Source organism: Fictibacillus sp. NPDC058756 (assembly GCF_042746035.1).
In the GTDB taxonomy this organism is placed as follows: domain Bacteria; phylum Bacillota; class Bacilli; order Bacillales; family Fictibacillaceae; genus Fictibacillus.
This window is the reverse complement of record NZ_JBHYPU010000002.1, coordinates 80,376-97,284: the sequence shown is the minus strand read 5'-3', so window position 1 is coordinate 97,284 and position 16,909 is coordinate 80,376. Positions and strand designations below refer to the sequence as shown.

The 16,909-nt window shown below is 40.4% G+C and carries 21 protein-coding genes; 11 read left to right on the top strand and 10 right to left on the bottom strand.

Going from position 1 to position 16,909, the window contains the following annotated elements; all coding sequences use genetic code 11:
- Positions 1-72 precede the first annotated feature (72 nt).
- Entirely contained in the window at positions 73-525 is a 453-nt protein-coding gene (locus tag ACFW35_RS17340; RefSeq protein ID WP_379847699.1) for an SgcJ/EcaC family oxidoreductase, read from the top strand.
- Positions 526-562: 37 nt separating this feature from the next.
- Here the strand turns inward: ACFW35_RS17340 and ACFW35_RS17335 are convergent, their stop codons facing one another.
- The 5 genes from ACFW35_RS17335 to recQ form a co-directional block, all read right to left on the bottom strand.
- Entirely contained in the window at positions 563-754 is a 192-nt protein-coding gene (locus ACFW35_RS17335; RefSeq protein ID WP_077364968.1) for a hypothetical protein, read from the bottom strand.
- A gap of 381 nt (positions 755-1,135) precedes the next feature.
- Positions 1,136-1,972, bottom strand: a complete 837-nt coding sequence (locus ACFW35_RS17330; protein WP_379847918.1) for a 1,4-dihydroxy-6-naphthoate synthase — start codon at positions 1,970-1,972, stop codon at positions 1,136-1,138.
- Positions 1,973-1,980: 8 nt separating this feature from the next.
- A complete protein-coding gene (locus ACFW35_RS17325; RefSeq protein WP_379847697.1) occupies positions 1,981-2,634 on the bottom strand; it encodes a futalosine hydrolase in 654 nt (217 codons plus the stop codon).
- A 19-nt stretch (positions 2,635-2,653) separates the two neighbouring features.
- Complete coding sequence (locus tag ACFW35_RS17320; protein ID WP_379847696.1) at positions 2,654-3,850, bottom strand: class I SAM-dependent rRNA methyltransferase; 1,197 nt, start codon at positions 3,848-3,850, stop codon at positions 2,654-2,656.
- On the bottom strand, positions 3,847-5,994 hold the full coding sequence (recQ, locus tag ACFW35_RS17315; protein WP_379847694.1) for a DNA helicase RecQ: 2,148 nt from the start codon (positions 5,992-5,994) through the stop codon (positions 3,847-3,849). Before recQ ends, ACFW35_RS17320 begins: the two co-directional genes overlap by 4 nt.
- A gap of 361 nt (positions 5,995-6,355) precedes the next feature.
- On the opposite strand from recQ, the gene ACFW35_RS17310 reads away from it, so the two are divergent.
- The 5 genes from ACFW35_RS17310 to ACFW35_RS17290 all read left to right on the top strand — a co-directional run bounded on the left by ACFW35_RS17310 (position 6,356) and on the right by ACFW35_RS17290 (position 9,753).
- Entirely contained in the window at positions 6,356-6,703 is a 348-nt protein-coding gene (locus ACFW35_RS17310) for an ASCH domain-containing protein (protein ID WP_379847692.1), read from the top strand.
- Between the two features lie 11 nt (positions 6,704-6,714).
- On the top strand, positions 6,715-7,155 hold the full coding sequence (locus ACFW35_RS17305) for a hypothetical protein (RefSeq protein WP_379847691.1): 441 nt from the start codon (positions 6,715-6,717) through the stop codon (positions 7,153-7,155).
- A gap of 291 nt (positions 7,156-7,446) precedes the next feature.
- The gene (locus ACFW35_RS17300) at positions 7,447-7,878 is read left to right on the top strand and encodes a hypothetical protein (RefSeq protein ID WP_379847689.1); all 432 of its coding nucleotides are present in this window, start codon (positions 7,447-7,449) and stop codon (positions 7,876-7,878) included.
- A gap of 171 nt (positions 7,879-8,049) precedes the next feature.
- Complete coding sequence (locus tag ACFW35_RS17295; protein WP_379847688.1) at positions 8,050-8,250, top strand: DUF3311 domain-containing protein; 201 nt, start codon at positions 8,050-8,052, stop codon at positions 8,248-8,250.
- Positions 8,251-9,753, top strand: a complete 1,503-nt coding sequence (locus ACFW35_RS17290; RefSeq protein WP_379847687.1) for a sodium:solute symporter family protein — start codon at positions 8,251-8,253, stop codon at positions 9,751-9,753. It begins immediately after the preceding gene.
- A 114-nt stretch (positions 9,754-9,867) separates the two neighbouring features.
- Here ACFW35_RS17290 and ACFW35_RS17285 read toward each other — a convergent pair whose 3' ends face one another.
- The 3 genes from ACFW35_RS17285 to ACFW35_RS17275 form a co-directional block, all read right to left on the bottom strand.
- Positions 9,868-10,311 carry a hypothetical protein gene (locus ACFW35_RS17285; RefSeq protein ID WP_379847685.1) on the bottom strand — a complete coding sequence of 148 codons (444 nt, stop codon included), beginning with the start codon at positions 10,309-10,311 and terminating at the stop codon, positions 9,868-9,870.
- A gap of 15 nt (positions 10,312-10,326) precedes the next feature.
- On the bottom strand, positions 10,327-10,764 hold the full coding sequence (locus tag ACFW35_RS17280) for a LytTR family DNA-binding domain-containing protein (protein ID WP_379847684.1): 438 nt from the start codon (positions 10,762-10,764) through the stop codon (positions 10,327-10,329).
- A 401-nt stretch (positions 10,765-11,165) separates the two neighbouring features.
- Positions 11,166-12,146 (bottom strand): spermidine synthase, encoded by a 981-nt coding sequence (locus tag ACFW35_RS17275; protein ID WP_379847682.1) that lies wholly within the window; start codon positions 12,144-12,146, stop codon positions 11,166-11,168.
- A 156-nt stretch (positions 12,147-12,302) separates the two neighbouring features.
- Between ACFW35_RS17275 and ACFW35_RS17270 the strand changes: the two genes are divergently transcribed.
- The 5 genes from ACFW35_RS17270 to ACFW35_RS17250 all read left to right on the top strand — a co-directional run bounded on the left by ACFW35_RS17270 (position 12,303) and on the right by ACFW35_RS17250 (position 15,846).
- Positions 12,303-13,076, top strand: coding sequence for a ferritin-like domain-containing protein (locus ACFW35_RS17270; protein ID WP_379847681.1), 774 nt, complete (start codon positions 12,303-12,305; stop codon positions 13,074-13,076).
- Positions 13,077-13,088: 12 nt separating this feature from the next.
- The gene (locus ACFW35_RS17265) at positions 13,089-13,766 is read left to right on the top strand and encodes a peroxiredoxin (RefSeq protein WP_379847679.1); all 678 of its coding nucleotides are present in this window, start codon (positions 13,089-13,091) and stop codon (positions 13,764-13,766) included.
- Positions 13,767-13,885: 119 nt separating this feature from the next.
- Positions 13,886-14,764, top strand: coding sequence for a cidABC operon transcriptional activator CidR (cidR, locus tag ACFW35_RS17260; RefSeq protein ID WP_379847678.1), 879 nt, complete (start codon positions 13,886-13,888; stop codon positions 14,762-14,764).
- A 174-nt stretch (positions 14,765-14,938) separates the two neighbouring features.
- Positions 14,939-15,475, top strand: coding sequence for an acyl-CoA thioesterase (locus ACFW35_RS17255; protein ID WP_379847676.1), 537 nt, complete (start codon positions 14,939-14,941; stop codon positions 15,473-15,475).
- Positions 15,472-15,846: a hypothetical protein gene (locus tag ACFW35_RS17250; RefSeq protein WP_379847675.1), complete on the top strand. Its 375-nt coding sequence runs from the start codon at positions 15,472-15,474 to the stop codon at positions 15,844-15,846. The genes ACFW35_RS17255 and ACFW35_RS17250 overlap by 4 nt, the downstream gene beginning before the upstream one ends.
- 44 nt (positions 15,847-15,890) lie before the next feature.
- Here the strand turns inward: ACFW35_RS17250 and ACFW35_RS17245 are convergent, their stop codons facing one another.
- Positions 15,891-16,256: a YbaN family protein gene (locus ACFW35_RS17245; RefSeq protein ID WP_379847673.1), complete on the bottom strand. Its 366-nt coding sequence runs from the start codon at positions 16,254-16,256 to the stop codon at positions 15,891-15,893.
- 55 nt (positions 16,257-16,311) lie between these two features.
- Positions 16,312-16,785, bottom strand: a complete 474-nt coding sequence (locus tag ACFW35_RS17240; protein ID WP_379847672.1) for an acyl-CoA thioesterase — start codon at positions 16,783-16,785, stop codon at positions 16,312-16,314.
- Positions 16,786-16,909 lie beyond the last annotated feature (124 nt).

Below are 16,909 nucleotides of genomic sequence, written 5' to 3'. Positions count from 1 at the left end.
GTCACCATTTTTGGATGGTGACTTTTTTTGTTATGATGGATACACAACAAATCATACATATGGAGGAATGCAATGAATTCTGTGGAAGGCAAATCGGTTCAAGATCTTTATCATCGCTTTTTGAATGCCTGGAATGAAAGAAATGCACGGAGCATGGCTGATCATTTTACAGGTGATGCCGAGATGATTGGATATGATGGAAGCCAGGCAATCGGCCGGGATGAAATTTATTCACATCTGAATCCCATCTTTGAAAACTTTCCAACCCCGCCCTATTTAGGGAAAGTGAAAAGTGTTTCTTTTTTAGGTGATAACGCTGTAATTCTCCGAGCCATTGCAGGAATGGTGGCAATCGGAAAGACAGAACTTTCTCCTGAGTTGAATACACATCATACAGTTGTAGCGGTAAAAGAAGGCGAAAGCTGGTTCATTAAGCTTTTTCAAAACACACCAGCGCAGTTTCATGGCCGGCCTGAACTTTTAGAAAAAATGACGGATGAGCTAAAAGAATTGATAAATAAGTAGAAGAACCCGCTTGCAGCCAGCGGGTTCTTCTCTATAACTAATGTTTACCTAATAAGTCCAATATACCTTTGTAGATCAATACAGCTGCGAACACTAAAACGGTTAGGATAGCGATAATCTTGATCGCTGGACCGAATGCAGCTAAAAACGTTCCGCCTAACGGCAAGCCAAGTAGAAAATAACCAGCTAGTAAAGCACCAATCAATGTTAACACGTTTGTATTAGACATATTGCGCCTCCTTATAACAGATTTTTCTGCTTGTTATAAGGTATGCAGGATTGGGGCAAGTGGTTAATGAACGTAATCTGTCCTCTTTCTATTTGTCTCTTTTCTAAAAGATTGTTGCTAATGAATGTTTTTTCTCCTCATTTGCAATTTGATTGGAGCGCAAGGTGCGTGCCTACCACCTGAGAAGCTTCTAGCTAGGCATGCGACGAGGAAGCTCACATCGGTAGCATTTACTTGTAGACGCAGGAGCAAGGATACTTTGCTCAGGTGGAACTTCTAATGGCGTATTTAGTAAGCTCACCTTACCCCCCGTGGAAAGCGAGCATCCTGGAGCGGAAATCAACTACTTTCAAAAGCAACGATGTATGCGAAAACAGCTTTCTATTTTAATAGACTCGTATAGTCCTTCTTGGGTACAATACCCTCTTCTCCGGCACGGTTCAACAGTGTAGTAATAGCTTCAAAGCCTTTTTCACCAAGATCAGCGGTAAAATCATTTACATAGAGATTGATGTGAGACTGCGCTACTTCTGGAGACAGCTCACTCGCATGCTGCATCACATAATCTTTTGAAGCTTCAGGATTCTGCCACGCATATTCTACTGATTCTTTAATCCATTTCGTAATAGATTCTAAATCTAGTGAACGGCGGGCGATAATCGCGCCTAACGGAATCGGAAGCCCTGTATCTTCTTCCCACCAGTTCCCCATATCCGCCAACATTGTCAATCCATAGTTTTGGTACGTAAAACGCGCTTCATGAATAACGAGACCTGCGTCGATGCGACCATCCTTAACAGCTGGCATAATCTCATTAAACGGCATCACGATGATCTCGCCTACTCCGCCTGGAACATTTTGTGCTGCCCACAAACGGAACAGCATATAAGCAGTGGAACGTTCGCTCGGAACAGCGACCTTCGCACCAGAAAGCATTTCAGGACTTACATCACCTGGCTGATTAACGAGAACGAGCGGACCACACCCGCGTCCTAAAGCACCTCCGCAAGGAATAAGAGTATATTTATCTAACACCCAAGGCAGTGCGGCATAAGAAATTTTTAAAATATCAAGTTCATCTGATCGAGCCGCTAGACCGTTAGTTATATCAATATCTGCATATGTAACATCAAATTCGGGTGCACCCGGCACAAGACCATGAACCAGAGCGTGAAAAACAAACGTATCATTCGGACAAGGAGAAAAAGCAATACTCATTTTACTCATTACAAAACCTCCGCAATAACTTTACTGGCTGATTCCAGTGTAACTAATGCATCTTTAATCCGCCAAGCAGAACGATTCCGAGGACCGATTGGGTTGGAGATGGAACGAATCTCTAAAACTGGCAAACCAAACTCTTTTGCTGCCATCGCCACTCCGTACCCTTCCATCGCTTCTGCTAATGCACCAGGTTCACGGTGTTGCAGTTTAGAGGTTGTTTCTGCAGTCCCTGTTACCGTTGATAACGTTAAAATGTTTCCGGCTTGTACAGGTATATTTGCTGCTTTAATCGATTCCAATAAAATTTGAACTAAATCACTATCCGTTTTCACACGGGTAGAAGCTCCAAACCCGAGCTCGTCTAATGTAATAAAACCTTCTGGCGATTCGGCACCTAAATCAGCAGAGACAATTTCGTTAGCGATCACGAGTGAACCAATCTCTGCTTTATCTGTAAATCCGCCGGCTATCCCCATATTAATAACAAGGTCAAATTCGTCAGCTGCCAAAGTTCTTGCCGTCTGGATCCCAGCAGAAATCGGACCGACGCCTGCTAGCTTTACGTCGATCCTTGAATCCGTGCCAATACCTCGCAAAATGGCATCCCGTTCTGCTTCTACTGAGGTCATAATTAAAATGCGGCGATATTTATTCATCGAGATCCCTCCGCGTTTTTTAGCCTAACTTTTTAATGAAAACAACTTTCAGGTAGTTTCCTTCTTTGAACTCTTTATGTGTCTTGAAATCTGCAGGAAGCTTAAATTCTTCTAAGATTTCATACGTACCACCCGTTTGTTTAAAGGCTGATGCAATAAAGTCTTTAAACTTTCTCATACCGAACGTACTACAGTTGGATGATGCCACAATGACTCCATTTTCTTCTGTAATTTGAATCGCTTGTGCCAGCAGCTCAGGATAATCCTTCCCTGCACTGAACGTATGCTTTTTCGAACGTGCAAAGCTTGGCGGGTCAAGAATGACAAGATCAAACGAGAGTTCTTTTCGAACCGCATACTTAAAATAGTTGAACACGTCTTCTACGATGATGTCGTGATCTTCGTAATCGAGACCATTCACGCTGAACTGCTCCTGTGTTTTGCTTCGGCTTCTGTTGGCCAAGTCAACACTCGTTGTTTTCGTTGCCCCGCCTAGTGCGGCTGCTACTGAAAATGCACCTGTATACGAGAACGTGTTTAACACCGTTTTACCTTTTGCATATCGGTCACGAATTGTTTTTCGAACGTCTCGCTGATCTAAGAAAACACCGACCATCGCGCCATCGTTTAAATAAACCGCAAAGTGAATTCCATTTTCTCGAACGATTAAAGGACTTGGCGCTTGTTCACCTTCCACAAAGTCATCATCATCGATGTACTTTCCTTTTACAGCAAAACGCTTTTTCTCATACACCCCTTTTACTTTAACGACGTTTTTAAGAGACTCGATCACTTCCTCTTTAAACGCATAAATTCCTTCACTGTACCAAGTCAGAACGTAATAGCCGTTATAATGATCAATTGTCAGCCCGCCGATTCCGTCTCCTTCACTGTTAAACACACGGAACGCCGTCGTTTCATAATCATTAAACAATGCTTCTCTATGATTGATTGCTTTCTTTATTTTCTTTTCAAAAAAGCTTTGATCGATCACTTCTTGGGAATTTTGAGTAAGGACCCATCCCCGTCCTTTATTCTGCTTGCCGTAGTAGCCTTTTCCAAGAAAAGCATTCTTGTCGTCGAACAGCTCGATGATTGTACCTTCTTCTTTTACATTGCTGATATTTTGAACAGCATCCTCTGTAATTAGAGGATAGCCTGCTTTTAAGCCCTTCACATATGAAGATTTCACTTTTAACCGGACGTTCTTTTTCATAATGTCACCCGTTTCCCATTCTCATTTTGAAGCAAAAATATTTTAATCATAAAATAGCTTACTTCATCAGGAAGCAATTCTTTGATCGGCTTTAACTTTTCTCCGCCCGCCTGCTGGATGGCGTTTTCGATCTCAGCAATGTATTCATCTGGAATAAGGTCTTCCATATGAATGTCCATCCCTTCCTGCATGCATTGAATAAGGTGGCTTTCCACTGTACTCACTGCCAGATCCCGATGTTCTGCTATTTCTTCAACAGACATCTCCTCTTTATAAAACGTGTATGTTTCAAGGTGAGAATTTGGTGTCGTTTTTTTCTTATTGGGGTCTGTCCCCGGGACAGACCCCTTCACTGCATTCTCTTTGCGCTCCGGGTTTTGTACTAAAAACTCCAGAATAGCCTCGATAAACGTTTCACCATACTTCTCAAGTTTATTTTGGCCAACTCCTGTAACTGTTAAAAACTCTTTCTTCGTCTCCGGCAGTTTCACGCACATATCTTTTAACGCTGTATCAGCAAAAATAACAAACGGCGGTACGTTTTCTCTTTCTGCGATCGCCTTGCGTACCATTCTGAGCTCTTCAAACAATGGATCGTTGTTAGACACCTGCTTTGTCTGAACCGCTTCTTTTCGCATTACCGTTTCTTTGCCTAAGAGAACTTCTTTTCCTTTTTCCTTTATGTAAAGAGTCGGGAAAGAGCCATGCTCTACCGCAATCAGTTCTTGAGAGATAAAGAATTCGATAAAGTCGGTAACTTCTTTTATGCTTTTTTCTTTCATCATGCCGTATGTTGGCAGTTTGTTAAACTTTAGCTCTTGTACTTTTTTATTTTTCGACCCTGTCAGCACTTGGGCGATGATTGTTTTACCGAATCTCTTCTGCCCCATCCTCACAATACAGGACAGCACGATTTGAGCTTCCCGCGTTACCTCTATACTTTCCCTGGAGTCCGTACAATTGCCGCAACGTCCGCATGGCGGTATTTCTTCGTCGCTGAAGTAGCGCACAATCATTTTTTGGAGACAGCTCTCCGTATGACAGTAATCCACCATAAGCTGCAGTTTTTCAAGTTCCTGCGAAATGCGGTCAGATTCACTTGACTGATCGATCAAGAACCGCTGAACTTGAACGTCCTGAGACGAATAAAGAAGAATACATTCACTCGGTAATCCGTCTCGGCCAGCACGGCCTGCTTCTTGATAATAGCTTTCCATATTTTTCGGCAGCTGAAAATGAATGACGTATCGGATGTTCGACTTATCGATTCCCATACCAAATGCAGATGTCGCGACCATTACAGAAGATTCATCTTGGAGAAACTGCTCCTGCTGTTCCATTCTTTCATTGTCGTTCATCCCAGCATGATAGCGCGAAACATGAATGCCGCTCTTTTTCAGGTGCTCATAAAGCTGATCGACAGTCTTTCGTGTAGCCGCATAAATAATTCCCGCTTCTTTTTCGTTCTTTTTAATAAAATCTTTTAGAAAAGAGAGACGATCTTGCCCTTTAATCACTGAGAAAGAAAGATTCTCCCGCTCAAAACCTGTTAAAACGGTTTTGTTTTCATCGATATCCAGCGACCAGCAAATATCCTGGCGGACTCTTGGAGTAGCAGTTGCCGTCAGTGCAAGAACAACAGGCCGCTTCGGCAGATTCCCTATCATTCTCTGAATACGCTGGTAGCTCGGCCGGAAATCGTGACCCCATTGCGAGATACAATGCGCCTCATCCACAGCTACTAATGGAATATCGATTTGTCTTAAATGATCCATAAAGTCAAAGGATTCGAGTCTTTCTGGTGCAATATATAAAAGTTTATATTCTCCGCGCTTCGCCTTTTCAATCCGATCTCTTGTTTCTGCCGCTGTTATCGAACTATTAATGAAGGCCGCGGAAATTCCTAACTGCAATAATGTATCAACCTGATCTTTCATCAATGAAATTAATGGAGAAATAACAATCGTTGTTCCTTCAAAAACAAGGGCAGGAATCTGATAGCAGATCGATTTGCCTCCGCCTGTCGGCATGACACAAAGCGTATCTTCACCTGCTAAAACCGATTGTATCGCTTGCTCTTGTCCATTCCGGAATGAAGAATAACCGTAATGCAACTCTAGCATTTGCTTTGCTTTTTGTATCAAAACTTTTCTTGCCCCCCCTCAGGTAGAGTCATCTCTTGATTATAAAGGTACAGCACTAACATAGCAAAGACACATCTTACCGTTTAGAAGATTTTAAAAGTCTGTTTTTAAGCATACTATGTCGCTCTTGAAAGTTGTTGATTTCCGTTCCAGGATGCTCGCTTTCCGCGGGGCGTGCCTATCCAGAAGATTCTCATGTGGTAGGCACGCACCTTACACTCCAATCAACATGTCAAAGAAGTCTTCTAAAAAACTCTAAATACCACCAACCTTTTAGATAAAAGCCATTTAAATTAGGCAGACTTATTTATAAAATGTGATACATTAGAAAATGGAGAAAATAGAAAAGGAGTTTTTACATATGACAAATCATGAAAACAACAATTTGCCGCCAAAAACATGTTCGATTGAGAGACTTGTAACAATGCCTTCAGATGTTGAAATGGTAATCGCGGGCAAAAAGACTGCTACTCGCCGTAACGGAAGATATGCTGATGTAGGCGAGATCATGGAATTACAAGGCCATCAGTTTGTAGTGGACAATGTTTACTCACAGTCATTAGGTGAACTAACAGACAAACATGCACAAGATGAAGGTTTCGAAACAGTAGAAGCCTATAAAGAAGCGATTTTATCATACCACCCAGGAATGCCTTGGCTTCCTCACATGAGAGTATGGGTGCACGAATTCAGTCCTGTTAAAGGTTAATACTTACTGGAATGGATTTTCTGTATAGGGGTTTACTTTATATTCATATTCTCAGCGTTATTGTTTCTATCGGTCCCTTCTTTATCCTGTTTCCGATTGTAAAAAAACTTCGGAAAGCTGAAGGTGCTGAAATGAACGCCCATCTTGGTACATTTCGCTTTATCGTCTGGCTGGCCAAACACGCCGGTCATGTCCTAGTAGGATCAGGAGTTCTTCTATTGCTTTTAGGACCATGGACGTGGAGTACACCATGGGTTTTAGTGACACTGATTATTTTATTTTGCTCCCTGTTCTTTTTGGCGCGTGCCTTTTCACCGACACTTCGGAGATTTGAAGAAGAAGGCAGTGATCAAAATGCATTGGCAGACAAATTGAAAAAAGCTGTGTGGATCTACCTCATTTTACTGATGATTATGCTGTGGTTTATGGTTGTAAAGCCATATTTGTGGTAGAGAGAATGGAAGCTGGCCGATTGTGGCCGGCTTTTTTTGTGGTTAGCTCAGGCATGTCCGTTTCAGATGGACACGTTATTCAATTTGTGGATTGAGGCCTGAAATTTGTGTATTGAACGCCAAAACTTTTGGATTGCTAGTGCTTTTTTCTGGATTCAGCGCAGTTTTTTCTGGATTAACTGTTATAAGTGTCTTTTAAGTAATAGAGTATTCTTTTGAAAAAAGAATCTCCCTCTATATGTAGAATAAGTATAGTAATAAGTTCAATATAAGGATTGGAGCCTACCCGTCATGCAACTGCACCCTATTACAGTGATCGAAATTATTTTTACCGTCATTTTTCTTGGCGCACTTTACACTATTGCAATGCTTATTCCGAAAACCAAAAAAAAAATTGGTTTGTACGCCGCTAGCATTATCACTGTAATCGTTCTTGCCTTTTTTCTAATTCGTCCCCATTGGATCAACTACCAAGTTTCCATTAAAACAGATCAGCTGCATGCTTATTTAGAGAAAAAGTATGCTGGTGAGGAGTGGAAGATAACTAGAAGAACCGGGAGACAATACAATCCTTATCATTTGGAAGTAGAGTTTAGCAGCGAGAAAGGATGGAAGTATCTGTATTGGGTAAAAGATGCTGCTAAAATCAAGCAAACGGGCTATTCTGTGCCAGATGACTCTACGAAAATTGAAGGGAAACATTTTCAGCCGGAAAACTGGTAACGATCCTATTTCTTTTATATGAAATAGGATTTTTTATTTGTAAACCCTTTCATTTTCGAATTAGCGTAAATATTTTAAAAATTTATATAATTCCTCTTGTTACGCACTTTTAAAGCTGTTATGATTGTGAACATTATATTTCTAAAAACACCTAAGAAGGAGCGCAGCATCATGAAAAAAATTCTTTTGGTCTTATTAATTGTTTTGCCATTTGTAGCTCAGCTAGTCGTCTTGCCTTTCGTTAACAGGATTGACCCCATTATTTTAGGATTGCCGTTTCTTCAATTTTGGCTGTTTTTATGGATCGTGTTAACTCCTTTTTGCACCTTTGGCATCTATCAACTTCAGAAATCACAAGGAGGCTTGGAATAAATGCAGCAGGGAAATCTTACAGCACTTTCAATCACAATTTGTATTATCTTAACTGTTGTTCTTATCGGATTTCTTGCCGGCAGAGACAAAGCTACCCGCAGTTCTGTAGAGGAATGGTCTGTCGGCGGACGCCGGTTCGGAGGTCTTCTTGTCTGGTTTTTAGTCGGAGCTGATCTCTATACAGCATATACGTTTCTCGGATTAACGAGTACTGCATATACGGCAGGAAGCCTTGCTTTCTTCGCGATACCATACTCTGTTCTCGCGTATTTTATCTCTTACTTTTTCCTTCCGAAACTATGGAAAGTAGCCAATCATCATAAACTCACGACGCTGGCAGATTATGCACGTGAGCGATTTGATTCCAAGCTTCTTTCGTCTCTAATCGCTATCGTTGGCGTACTTATGCTTATTCCATATATCTGCCTCCAGCTAAGCGGTATTCAGGATACCTTGCAAGTAGCTGGGACAGGCTTTATCAATGTAAAAGTTGTCGTGATCACATCATTCTTCCTTGTTGCTCTTTATACTTTCTTCAGCGGGATCAAAGGGCCGACATATACAGCAATCATTAAAGATGTGCTCGTTTGGGCAATCATGCTGTTTATGGTCGTTTCTCTGCCAATCATGCACTTTGGCGGCTGGAACCCGATGGTGGATAAGATCGTAACAGAAGCCCCTCATCTTTTAACGATTCCTGATGCAGGGCCAAAAGGCATCCCATGGTTCATCACAGCATCTTTCGTATCTGCACTAGCTTTGTTCATGTGGGCACACGCTGCAACTGGAGTGTTCACAGCAAACAGTGCTGATGCAATCCGTAAAAATGCCTTGTATCTGCCGCTTTACAATATTGTTTTAATCCTTGTTGTATTTTTAGGCTTTATCGCGTTTCTCGTTCTTCCAGATGGAACAGACCCTCGATTTGCATTACTGGCTTTGATTCAAACGTCTTATGGCGGTATCGGACAAGGGTTGGCGTATTCGACCATTGCACTTGCATCCCTTATCCCATGTTCAATCATGGCGATCGGTGCATCGAATCTTTTCGCGAACAATATTTATCGTGATTTGATTAATCCAAAAGTAAAAGGCGCAAAACTGACGATGATCACGCGTGGTATGGTCTTTGTCGTGATCGGTCTGGCTTTGTTGTTCGGACTTGTATTCCCGCAGGCGCTTGTATCGCTTCAATTATTGGGTGTATCCGGCATGGTACAGATTTTCCCGGCTATCGTGGTAAGCTTGTTCTGGAGAAATCAAACAAGAGAAGCAACAATCATCGGATTGCTTGTTGGACTCACAGTAACATTCACTGTTTACTCAACTGGAACATCTCTCGGAATTTACGAAGGATTCTGGGGGCTGATGGCTAACTTTGCTGCAATCGTAGCTTTAAATCCACTATTTGTTAAAAAAGCAAAGTTCTCTACAAACGCTGTGAAAGATTACTTGTTTGGAGGAAAGTCTAAGGACGTGGATTTAGTTCGTAAAGGCGCTTAATAGGGAGAGGATGACTTTTGATGGTCATCCTCTTTTTATATATATTTTCTGGGATCAAAAAAAATTTTGAAGGCTCATAAATTCCTCAGAGGTCTCATAAACACAAATTTGATTCTACCGGCCCTGCTTTTGCTCCCGATAATGCATTATTTTCTGATTAAACCGCATGCCGAGTACTTTAAAGTAAATTGAAAAGCCAAAAATACCGCCTAGATAGATTACATGATACAAAATCACCATGTTATAAAACGTTTTTGTGCCCACCGCGAACCAATCGAACAGCTGTGACATTCCAAAGAGTACCAAACTTAATATTATATACTGAATCAGCAGTTTGCTTACGGCAGATAACTTCACTTTACTCTCATCATCCCAAAACAGATATTGAAGACACGTTACAAAAATGCTCAAAAAGAAAATCTGAACGATCATCTCAAACGAAATATCACGAGCCCCCAGCATGAAACCGAACACCACGTAAATAATAATTCCGGCTGAGAAAAACAACCCTGCCATCGTTTTAAAAACGAGAGTAAACTCCATTATTTTATTCCACATTTCAAATCCTCCTTTTTAAAAACCTAACTTTTCTTTTAAGCCAGGTACATACTGGCGGGAAACAAGCATGTTCTCACCGTTCTCCAGTGTTACTTCTACTCTTCCTCCAAGTCGAGGAGTGAGAGATTTAATTTTGTCGAGGTTCAAGATTGTCGCTTTGGTTGCCCGAAAGAAATTCCCTTCTCCAAAAAGCTCCTCGATCTGATAAAGCCGCATAGAAACTTCATAAACCGCTTGCTTCGTATATGCGAAATTCTTTTTATCAACGGATTCAAAATAAAAAATATCGTTCGGCACCAGCAAATGAATTTTCCCATCCAGCGTCCCCAAAACTTTTCTTTCCAGGGACCTTATTGAAGTTAGTACTTGAATGACTTCATCGTTCAACTCTTTGCACTTTACGATAATTTCTAGCTCATCTTGGTCATCATTTTCATGAATGGTTAACTTCATCTCTCTTATGTCCTCCTTCCGTTTTAAGGACTGTTAAGCTTGCGTCACCAGTATATGCCAGCTGCATCCTGCCGTAAATCCAATTCGAACCGACCTGCATAGAGGAGTTACTAAGGTGCATATAAGCGGGAATGAACACATCAAGTGCGTAAAAATTGCTAAACAGCATAAAAAAAGAGCGTTTTTTAAAAAACGCCCTCTTGTGGAGGAAGAACAGATCATTTTGCTCTAAATACTTAAGTCTGTTCACAATAATTGCAGGGTAATGATAAATTTTTGGAAGGTAATCTGGAATAATTGCACGGTAATCTTCAATAATTGCACACATACAGAAATTTATAGAAATTTCGACAAACTAACAACTAAAATATGCTGTTCTAATTCAAATTAGCATCAAAATATTAATACCCGAATGCTTCTTTTACAATATCCAGCAGTACGGTGTTTCGATCGGTTTGTACTTTTCCTTTGTTATCCCAATTTACTAAGTAGTATGGAAGGTGCAGAACATCTTGCAGCCGCTCCTCTGTCAAAAAGTCAGATGTCACTTTTAACTTAATATCCTTTGCATCGACTGGAAGAGTTGTAGCTAGAATATAGCCCCAGTCTTCGCCGTCTTTTGTCGAGAAGTTGTGGAACGGTACAGTAAAAAGTCCAGCTTCTTTCAAAGTGGTTTCAATGCTCCACATGTATTCCGGCATCCAGCTCGAAGTGGAGCAGGCAATGGAGATCGCACCTCCTGGATTTAAGTGATCTTTTAACTGATTGTAAAATTCAAAAGTAAATAATCTTGATAGACTTGGACATTTAGAGGTTGGCTCTGGAATATCTACGATGATGACATCCCATGTTTCTGTGCTATTTTCAACAAAATTTCTTCCATCTGCAATAACGGTCTCTACTTTAGAATGATTCAGCGACCCCTTGTTGAATTCCACTAATCGGTCTAAGTTCCTTCCAAAGTCTAACATTACATCATCAATATCAATCGTTGTTACCTTTTCAACATCTTCATAACGCAATGCTTCACGTGTAGTAATTCCGCCTCCGCCGCCAATAATCAAAATACTGTTGACGTTTTTTGCTGCAGCCATCGGAACGTGAACAATAACTTCAGCGTACTCATCCTCATCACGAGTCGTGCTGAACATTACATCTCCATTGCTGTAGATCCACATTTCACCATCCACATCTACTAATGCAATCTTCTGAGTGGGTGTATTAATTTTGCGGATAACCCGAAAATCACCCTCTGGTTTCTGATCTTCATTCATATAACTTTTAATAGATCCTTTTCCAAAATAACGCCAATACAACCAGCCTGCCGCCTCTGTGAAAAGTATGGCTGCTGCACCTAATGCTAGCCAATATAGTTCATTCATATATACACTTCCTTAATTATTAAACAAGCTTAATTTCATTCATATTCACAAGATGGACAAGTGGTGTTTAAAAGCAGGGACACCGAACAAAAGTTAGGCGCAAAAGTTAGGCATCTGCATAGACTATTGCGACTTTATTTTTTTGGAGGTACGTATATGAGCTATATGAATCCACAAGATCAGCAATCGAGCGGACAGCAGCAAGCACTACAGCTTTCTTTGCAGCTTATCAGAGAAGCTGTCTCTGGAGAACGAGAAGATCAGTTGTTTTATGAATACTTAATTTCTGTAGCACCTACAAATGAAGAAAAATTAATTATCGCCTCGATCCGTGCTGATGAAAAAAGGCATAACCGGCTGTTCAGAAAAATTTATAAAGACCTTACAGGGCAAGATGTACCACAAACAGCTGGTGAAGAATTTTTGCGGCCAAAAACGTATAAAGACGGCCTTGTAAAAGCACTTTTTGGTGAATTGGCAGCTGTTGAAAAATATCGTGTGATCAGGCAAGGTCTGCCAAACACGTATTATCGCGATATTTTATTTAATATCATTACGGATGAAATTAAACACAGCGCTAAATACAATTACTTATTTACGCTTAACAGCCAGCCGGGTTCATCCCGCAATCCAGATACCGAAACGCAAGTACAGACTGAAACGCAAATGCCAACACAAACTCAGCCACAAAGTACAGCAGACCAGTGGGTAATGTATATAGATCCATTAGTAAAAAGAGCTTTGGAAGAATCGAAGGAAGGCATTAATCTCACTCACCTATTTCAAGAATTTATTCTTTCTGGCGTATTAGTCGGGCAAGGTTTCACACCTGAAGAAACGATTGAACTTGTTGAAAAGTGGGAGAAAACCGGCGAATCTCAATTATTAAAGAAGAGTAGGATGATGGGAAACCAACCCAGAATCGAATAGAGGAGGAGAGATATGGAGGAAGCACAGGAATATACAAAGCCATTCATTGGCGATCAATTTCCGGAGATGACAGTTCATACCACCCTTGGGGAACTTGTCCTGCCAACAAGCTATCAAGGTCATTGGTTTGTGTTATTTAGCCACCCCGGTGATTTTACGCCAGTCTGTACAACGGAATTTGTCGCTTTTCAAAAACTGATGCCTGAATTCAACAAACTGAACACGTACTTAATCGGTTTATCGGTTGAACAGGTTTTCGCACATATAAAATGGATTGAGTGGATCAAACAAAACCTGAAAGTAGAGATCACGTTCCCCGTTATCGCTGATAGCCTTGGGAAAATAGCTACTAGGCTCGGAATGATCCATCCGACCATGGGAACTAGAACAGTTCGAAGCGTATATATTGTCGATCCGACAGGAAAAATCCGTCTGATCTTAACGTATCCAGATTCTATAGGACGGAACACCCATGAAATTTTAAGGGCAGTTAAAGCCTTACAGACGGCAGACAGAAATAAAGCAGCCACTCCTGCAAACTGGCCAAAAAATGAATTGATCGGTGACCGTCTAATCGTACCGCCTGCTAATACTATCCAAGAAGCAAAAAAACGGACAGAGCAAGCACAAGCAGGGGAAATACAATGCTACGATTGGTGGCTATGCACGAAGCCGCTTAGTAATATGTGAGGCAGCCTAAATAAGGCTGTTCTTTTTTTGCATTCTCATAAGTAGTACTTGGTAATTTATTTTGATAAGCTACATACTAAACTTAGATAAACATTTTCTAAAAGGAATCAGGTGTAGAAATGGACATTAAACAATTACAATACTTTATTAAAGTTGCAAAATATAACAGCTTTACCCGTGCTGCTGAGGAATTGTTCATCACTCAGCCCACAATAAGTAAAATGATCAAAAATTTAGAAGATGAATTAGGTTTAATCCTATTTGACCGCTCCAGCAGAAAGAAACTCATTTTAACTGATGCAGGCCGGGTCGTATATGAACAAGCTAAACTCGTTGATAAAGCTTTTAATAACTTAGAATCTGAAATGGATAATTTACTGGGACTTCAAAAAGGGCATATTCGTATCGGATTACCCCCGATTTTCGACTCCCATCTTTTTCCCAAGCTGGTAGGAAGCTTTCATGAAAAGTATCCAGCCATAACCTTTGAATTGATGGAAGATGGCTCAAAGAGAATTGAGGAAGAAGTGGCAAATCATCACTTAGACATAGGGGTTGTTGTACTTCCTACAAACAACGATGTCTTTCAATATTTTTCTTTTATGAAGGAAGATTTGCAGCTAATTATTCACCCTGATCATCCACTTGCCCGATATGAAAAAGTTAGCCTATCCGATCTCAGCAGTGAATCTTTTATACTGTTCAATAAGGATTTTGTTTTGCATGATCGCATCATCTCTTCTTGTAACCATGCCGGCTTTAATCCCCATGTAATCTCCGAAAGCTCACAATGGTCGTTCATCGAAGAAATGGTCGCTTGTAAACTTGGTGTTTCTTTATTACCTGAAAGTATCTGCGGGCATCTTACTACAAAAGTTAAAACGCTCAAGGTTGTGAATCCCTCAATAGGCTGGGAACTCGCACTTATTTGGAGAAAAGATCAATATTTATCTTTTGCTGCAAAAGAATGGCTGCATTTTGTAAAAGAACAACTATAAAAAAGACGATTCCACAGGGAATTGTCTTTTTTTATGCAGTTATGGCATAGGTGTAAGCATTTTCATAGATAAAGGCTATGTTACAAATGAAAAATAACCATTTTACTTCATGGTAATTCAGGCGTTACACTTACCTTGTAAATGGAAATTTACATCTTGGAAGGAATGATTCAAATGAACAAAAAGAAAGCGCGAGAAAGCCGCATTATTAATACTGACCAGGTTATGTCTCTGGATTTAAATAATTATAATACCCTTTTCGGCGGAGTTTTGATGAGAAAGCTGGATAACAATGCTACCTTATCTGCACGAAGACACGCCAGAGTAAAAGAATGTGTAACAGCTTCAACGGATTCAATTGACTTTTTACATCCAATCCATCAAACCGACTCTGTCTGCATTGAATCGTTTGTTTCATATACCGGTAAAAGCTCAATGGAGATCTTTTGCAAAGTGATTGCTGAAGACATGATTACAGGCGATAGAAGAATTGCTGCGACAGCCTTCTTAACTTTCGTAGCTTTAGGTGAAGATAAAAAGCCTGTTGACGTTCCAGAAGTAATCCCTGAAACAGAAGAAGAGAAATTCTTATATGAAACAGCGAAAGAAAGAGCAGAAGTCCGAAAGCTGAGACGAATGAAAAGTAAAGAATTAGCAGCTGTCATTTCTCTTGATAAACCGTGGGATGTAAAAGAGGAGGTATTTGCATGATTACATTATGCAGCCAAAATGAACTAAAATCAGCACAAACTGCACTAAATAAATTAGAGCAATCCTATCCTGAGCTTTTCGAAAAGCTAATCGATGTAATTAACTTAACCCGTGCCATGCAGCTAAAGTACCAGTACATGGGATGCTTAATAATGAATGAGGATCCCGGAAACGCCAAACCTGAATTTGTTATTGGGTCTGTTATCCGTTTGTATAAAAAAGAAATGCAACGATTAACCGGTGACAAAGATATTAATGAAGTAAGAAAATTATTCACCGCGTATAAACATACTGGATACTCCAGACTTAGCCAGCTTGCTCTAGGGAAAACACCTGAATCGTTAGCAGGCAGCTCTGCGATTATTCAATAAATGCAGAAACCCTGAGTACTTATTTTCGTACTCAGGGTTTTATTTTATACGGTTTTAATCTTGGTTATAAAATAATAGTATTTATACGCAACAATTAGAAGCAGCACTACCTTCACTACCGTACTCTCCGTCATAAAAAAAGCCACAGCAATCATGGCATCAGCAAACAAGTTGATCATGATTTTCTTTTTTCGGGTCATAGATCTTTCTTTGATAAATTCTTCTAAATGATTTTTATATATGGCAGTACCTTTAAACCACACCTCAAACTTTTTAGAACCTTTTACAAAAAAGTAAGACGCTAAAAGCAGTAAAGGTGTTGTAGGGATCAGTGGCATAATGATACCCACAATTCCTAATCCAAGAAATAAGAATCCCAGGGATACATAAAAAATATTCTTGATTTTCACTGGGATTCTCACTCCTTCCTTCACCATCTATCTTACCTGCTTTAATTATTAAAGGCTATTGATTCACGTTTTTATATAACAGCCTTCGTTCCTTCCTCAACTGATTATCCTCAAAAAATGATATTTCCTCTTCTGTTTCCGGTATAACACTCGGCACAGGTTTTGGTTTCCCATCGTTATCAATCGCAACCATTGTAAGTATTGATGTTGTGTTTAACGTTCTGTTGCCTGTTTCTAGGTTTTGGCATTCTACCTTCACATACACTTCCATTGAAGTCCTGCCTGTTGAAATGACGACACCTTCAAGAATTAATATATCGCCCACTTTGGCGGAGGATAAAAAGTTCACATTATCAATAGATGCCGTTACAACAACCTTTCCGCTATGTTTCATTGCAGAGATCGCTGCGATTTCATCGATATACGATAATACCGTTCCCCCGAAGATGGTTCCCATATGATTTGTATCTGGAGGCAATACAAGTTTCGTTTGAATCGTTCTTGAGACATTTGATGATAATTGTTCCATCCCATTCCTCATTCCCGGAGCTTTTATGCCCCTGTTTTTAGTAGCGGGAGTTGGTATGACCACGAGATTCGAAGCTTATCAACTAACAAATAAAAAACCCACCACAAAGGATGGGGAACGCAAG

Coding starts and splice junctions, on each gene's coding strand:
- ACFW35_RS17340 (WP_379847699.1), top strand. CDS start 73: ATGAATTCTGTGGAAGGCAAATCGGTTCAAGATCTTTATCATCGCTTT.
- ACFW35_RS17335 (WP_077364968.1), bottom strand. CDS start 754: ATGTCTAATACAAACGTGTTAACATTGATTGGTGCTTTACTAGCTGGT.
- ACFW35_RS17330 (WP_379847918.1), bottom strand. CDS start 1,972: ATGAGTATTGCTTTTTCTCCTTGTCCGAATGATACGTTTGTTTTTCAC.
- ACFW35_RS17325 (WP_379847697.1), bottom strand. CDS start 2,634: ATGAATAAATATCGCCGCATTTTAATTATGACCTCAGTAGAAGCAGAA.
- ACFW35_RS17320 (WP_379847696.1), bottom strand. CDS start 3,850: ATGAAAAAGAACGTCCGGTTAAAAGTGAAATCTTCATATGTGAAGGGC.
- ACFW35_RS17310 (WP_379847692.1), top strand. CDS start 6,356: ATGACAAATCATGAAAACAACAATTTGCCGCCAAAAACATGTTCGATT.
- ACFW35_RS17305 (WP_379847691.1), top strand. CDS start 6,715: ATGGATTTTCTGTATAGGGGTTTACTTTATATTCATATTCTCAGCGTT.
- ACFW35_RS17300 (WP_379847689.1), top strand. CDS start 7,447: ATGCAACTGCACCCTATTACAGTGATCGAAATTATTTTTACCGTCATT.
- ACFW35_RS17295 (WP_379847688.1), top strand. CDS start 8,050: ATGAAAAAAATTCTTTTGGTCTTATTAATTGTTTTGCCATTTGTAGCT.
- ACFW35_RS17290 (WP_379847687.1), top strand. CDS start 8,251: ATGCAGCAGGGAAATCTTACAGCACTTTCAATCACAATTTGTATTATC.
- ACFW35_RS17285 (WP_379847685.1), bottom strand. CDS start 10,311: ATGTGGAATAAAATAATGGAGTTTACTCTCGTTTTTAAAACGATGGCA.
- ACFW35_RS17280 (WP_379847684.1), bottom strand. CDS start 10,764: ATGAAGTTAACCATTCATGAAAATGATGACCAAGATGAGCTAGAAATT.
- ACFW35_RS17275 (WP_379847682.1), bottom strand. CDS start 12,146: ATGAATGAACTATATTGGCTAGCATTAGGTGCAGCAGCCATACTTTTC.
- ACFW35_RS17270 (WP_379847681.1), top strand. CDS start 12,303: ATGAGCTATATGAATCCACAAGATCAGCAATCGAGCGGACAGCAGCAA.
- ACFW35_RS17265 (WP_379847679.1), top strand. CDS start 13,089: ATGGAGGAAGCACAGGAATATACAAAGCCATTCATTGGCGATCAATTT.
- cidR (WP_379847678.1), top strand. CDS start 13,886: ATGGACATTAAACAATTACAATACTTTATTAAAGTTGCAAAATATAAC.
- ACFW35_RS17255 (WP_379847676.1), top strand. CDS start 14,939: ATGAACAAAAAGAAAGCGCGAGAAAGCCGCATTATTAATACTGACCAG.
- ACFW35_RS17250 (WP_379847675.1), top strand. CDS start 15,472: ATGATTACATTATGCAGCCAAAATGAACTAAAATCAGCACAAACTGCA.
- ACFW35_RS17240 (WP_379847672.1), bottom strand. CDS start 16,785: ATGGAACAATTATCATCAAATGTCTCAAGAACGATTCAAACGAAACTT.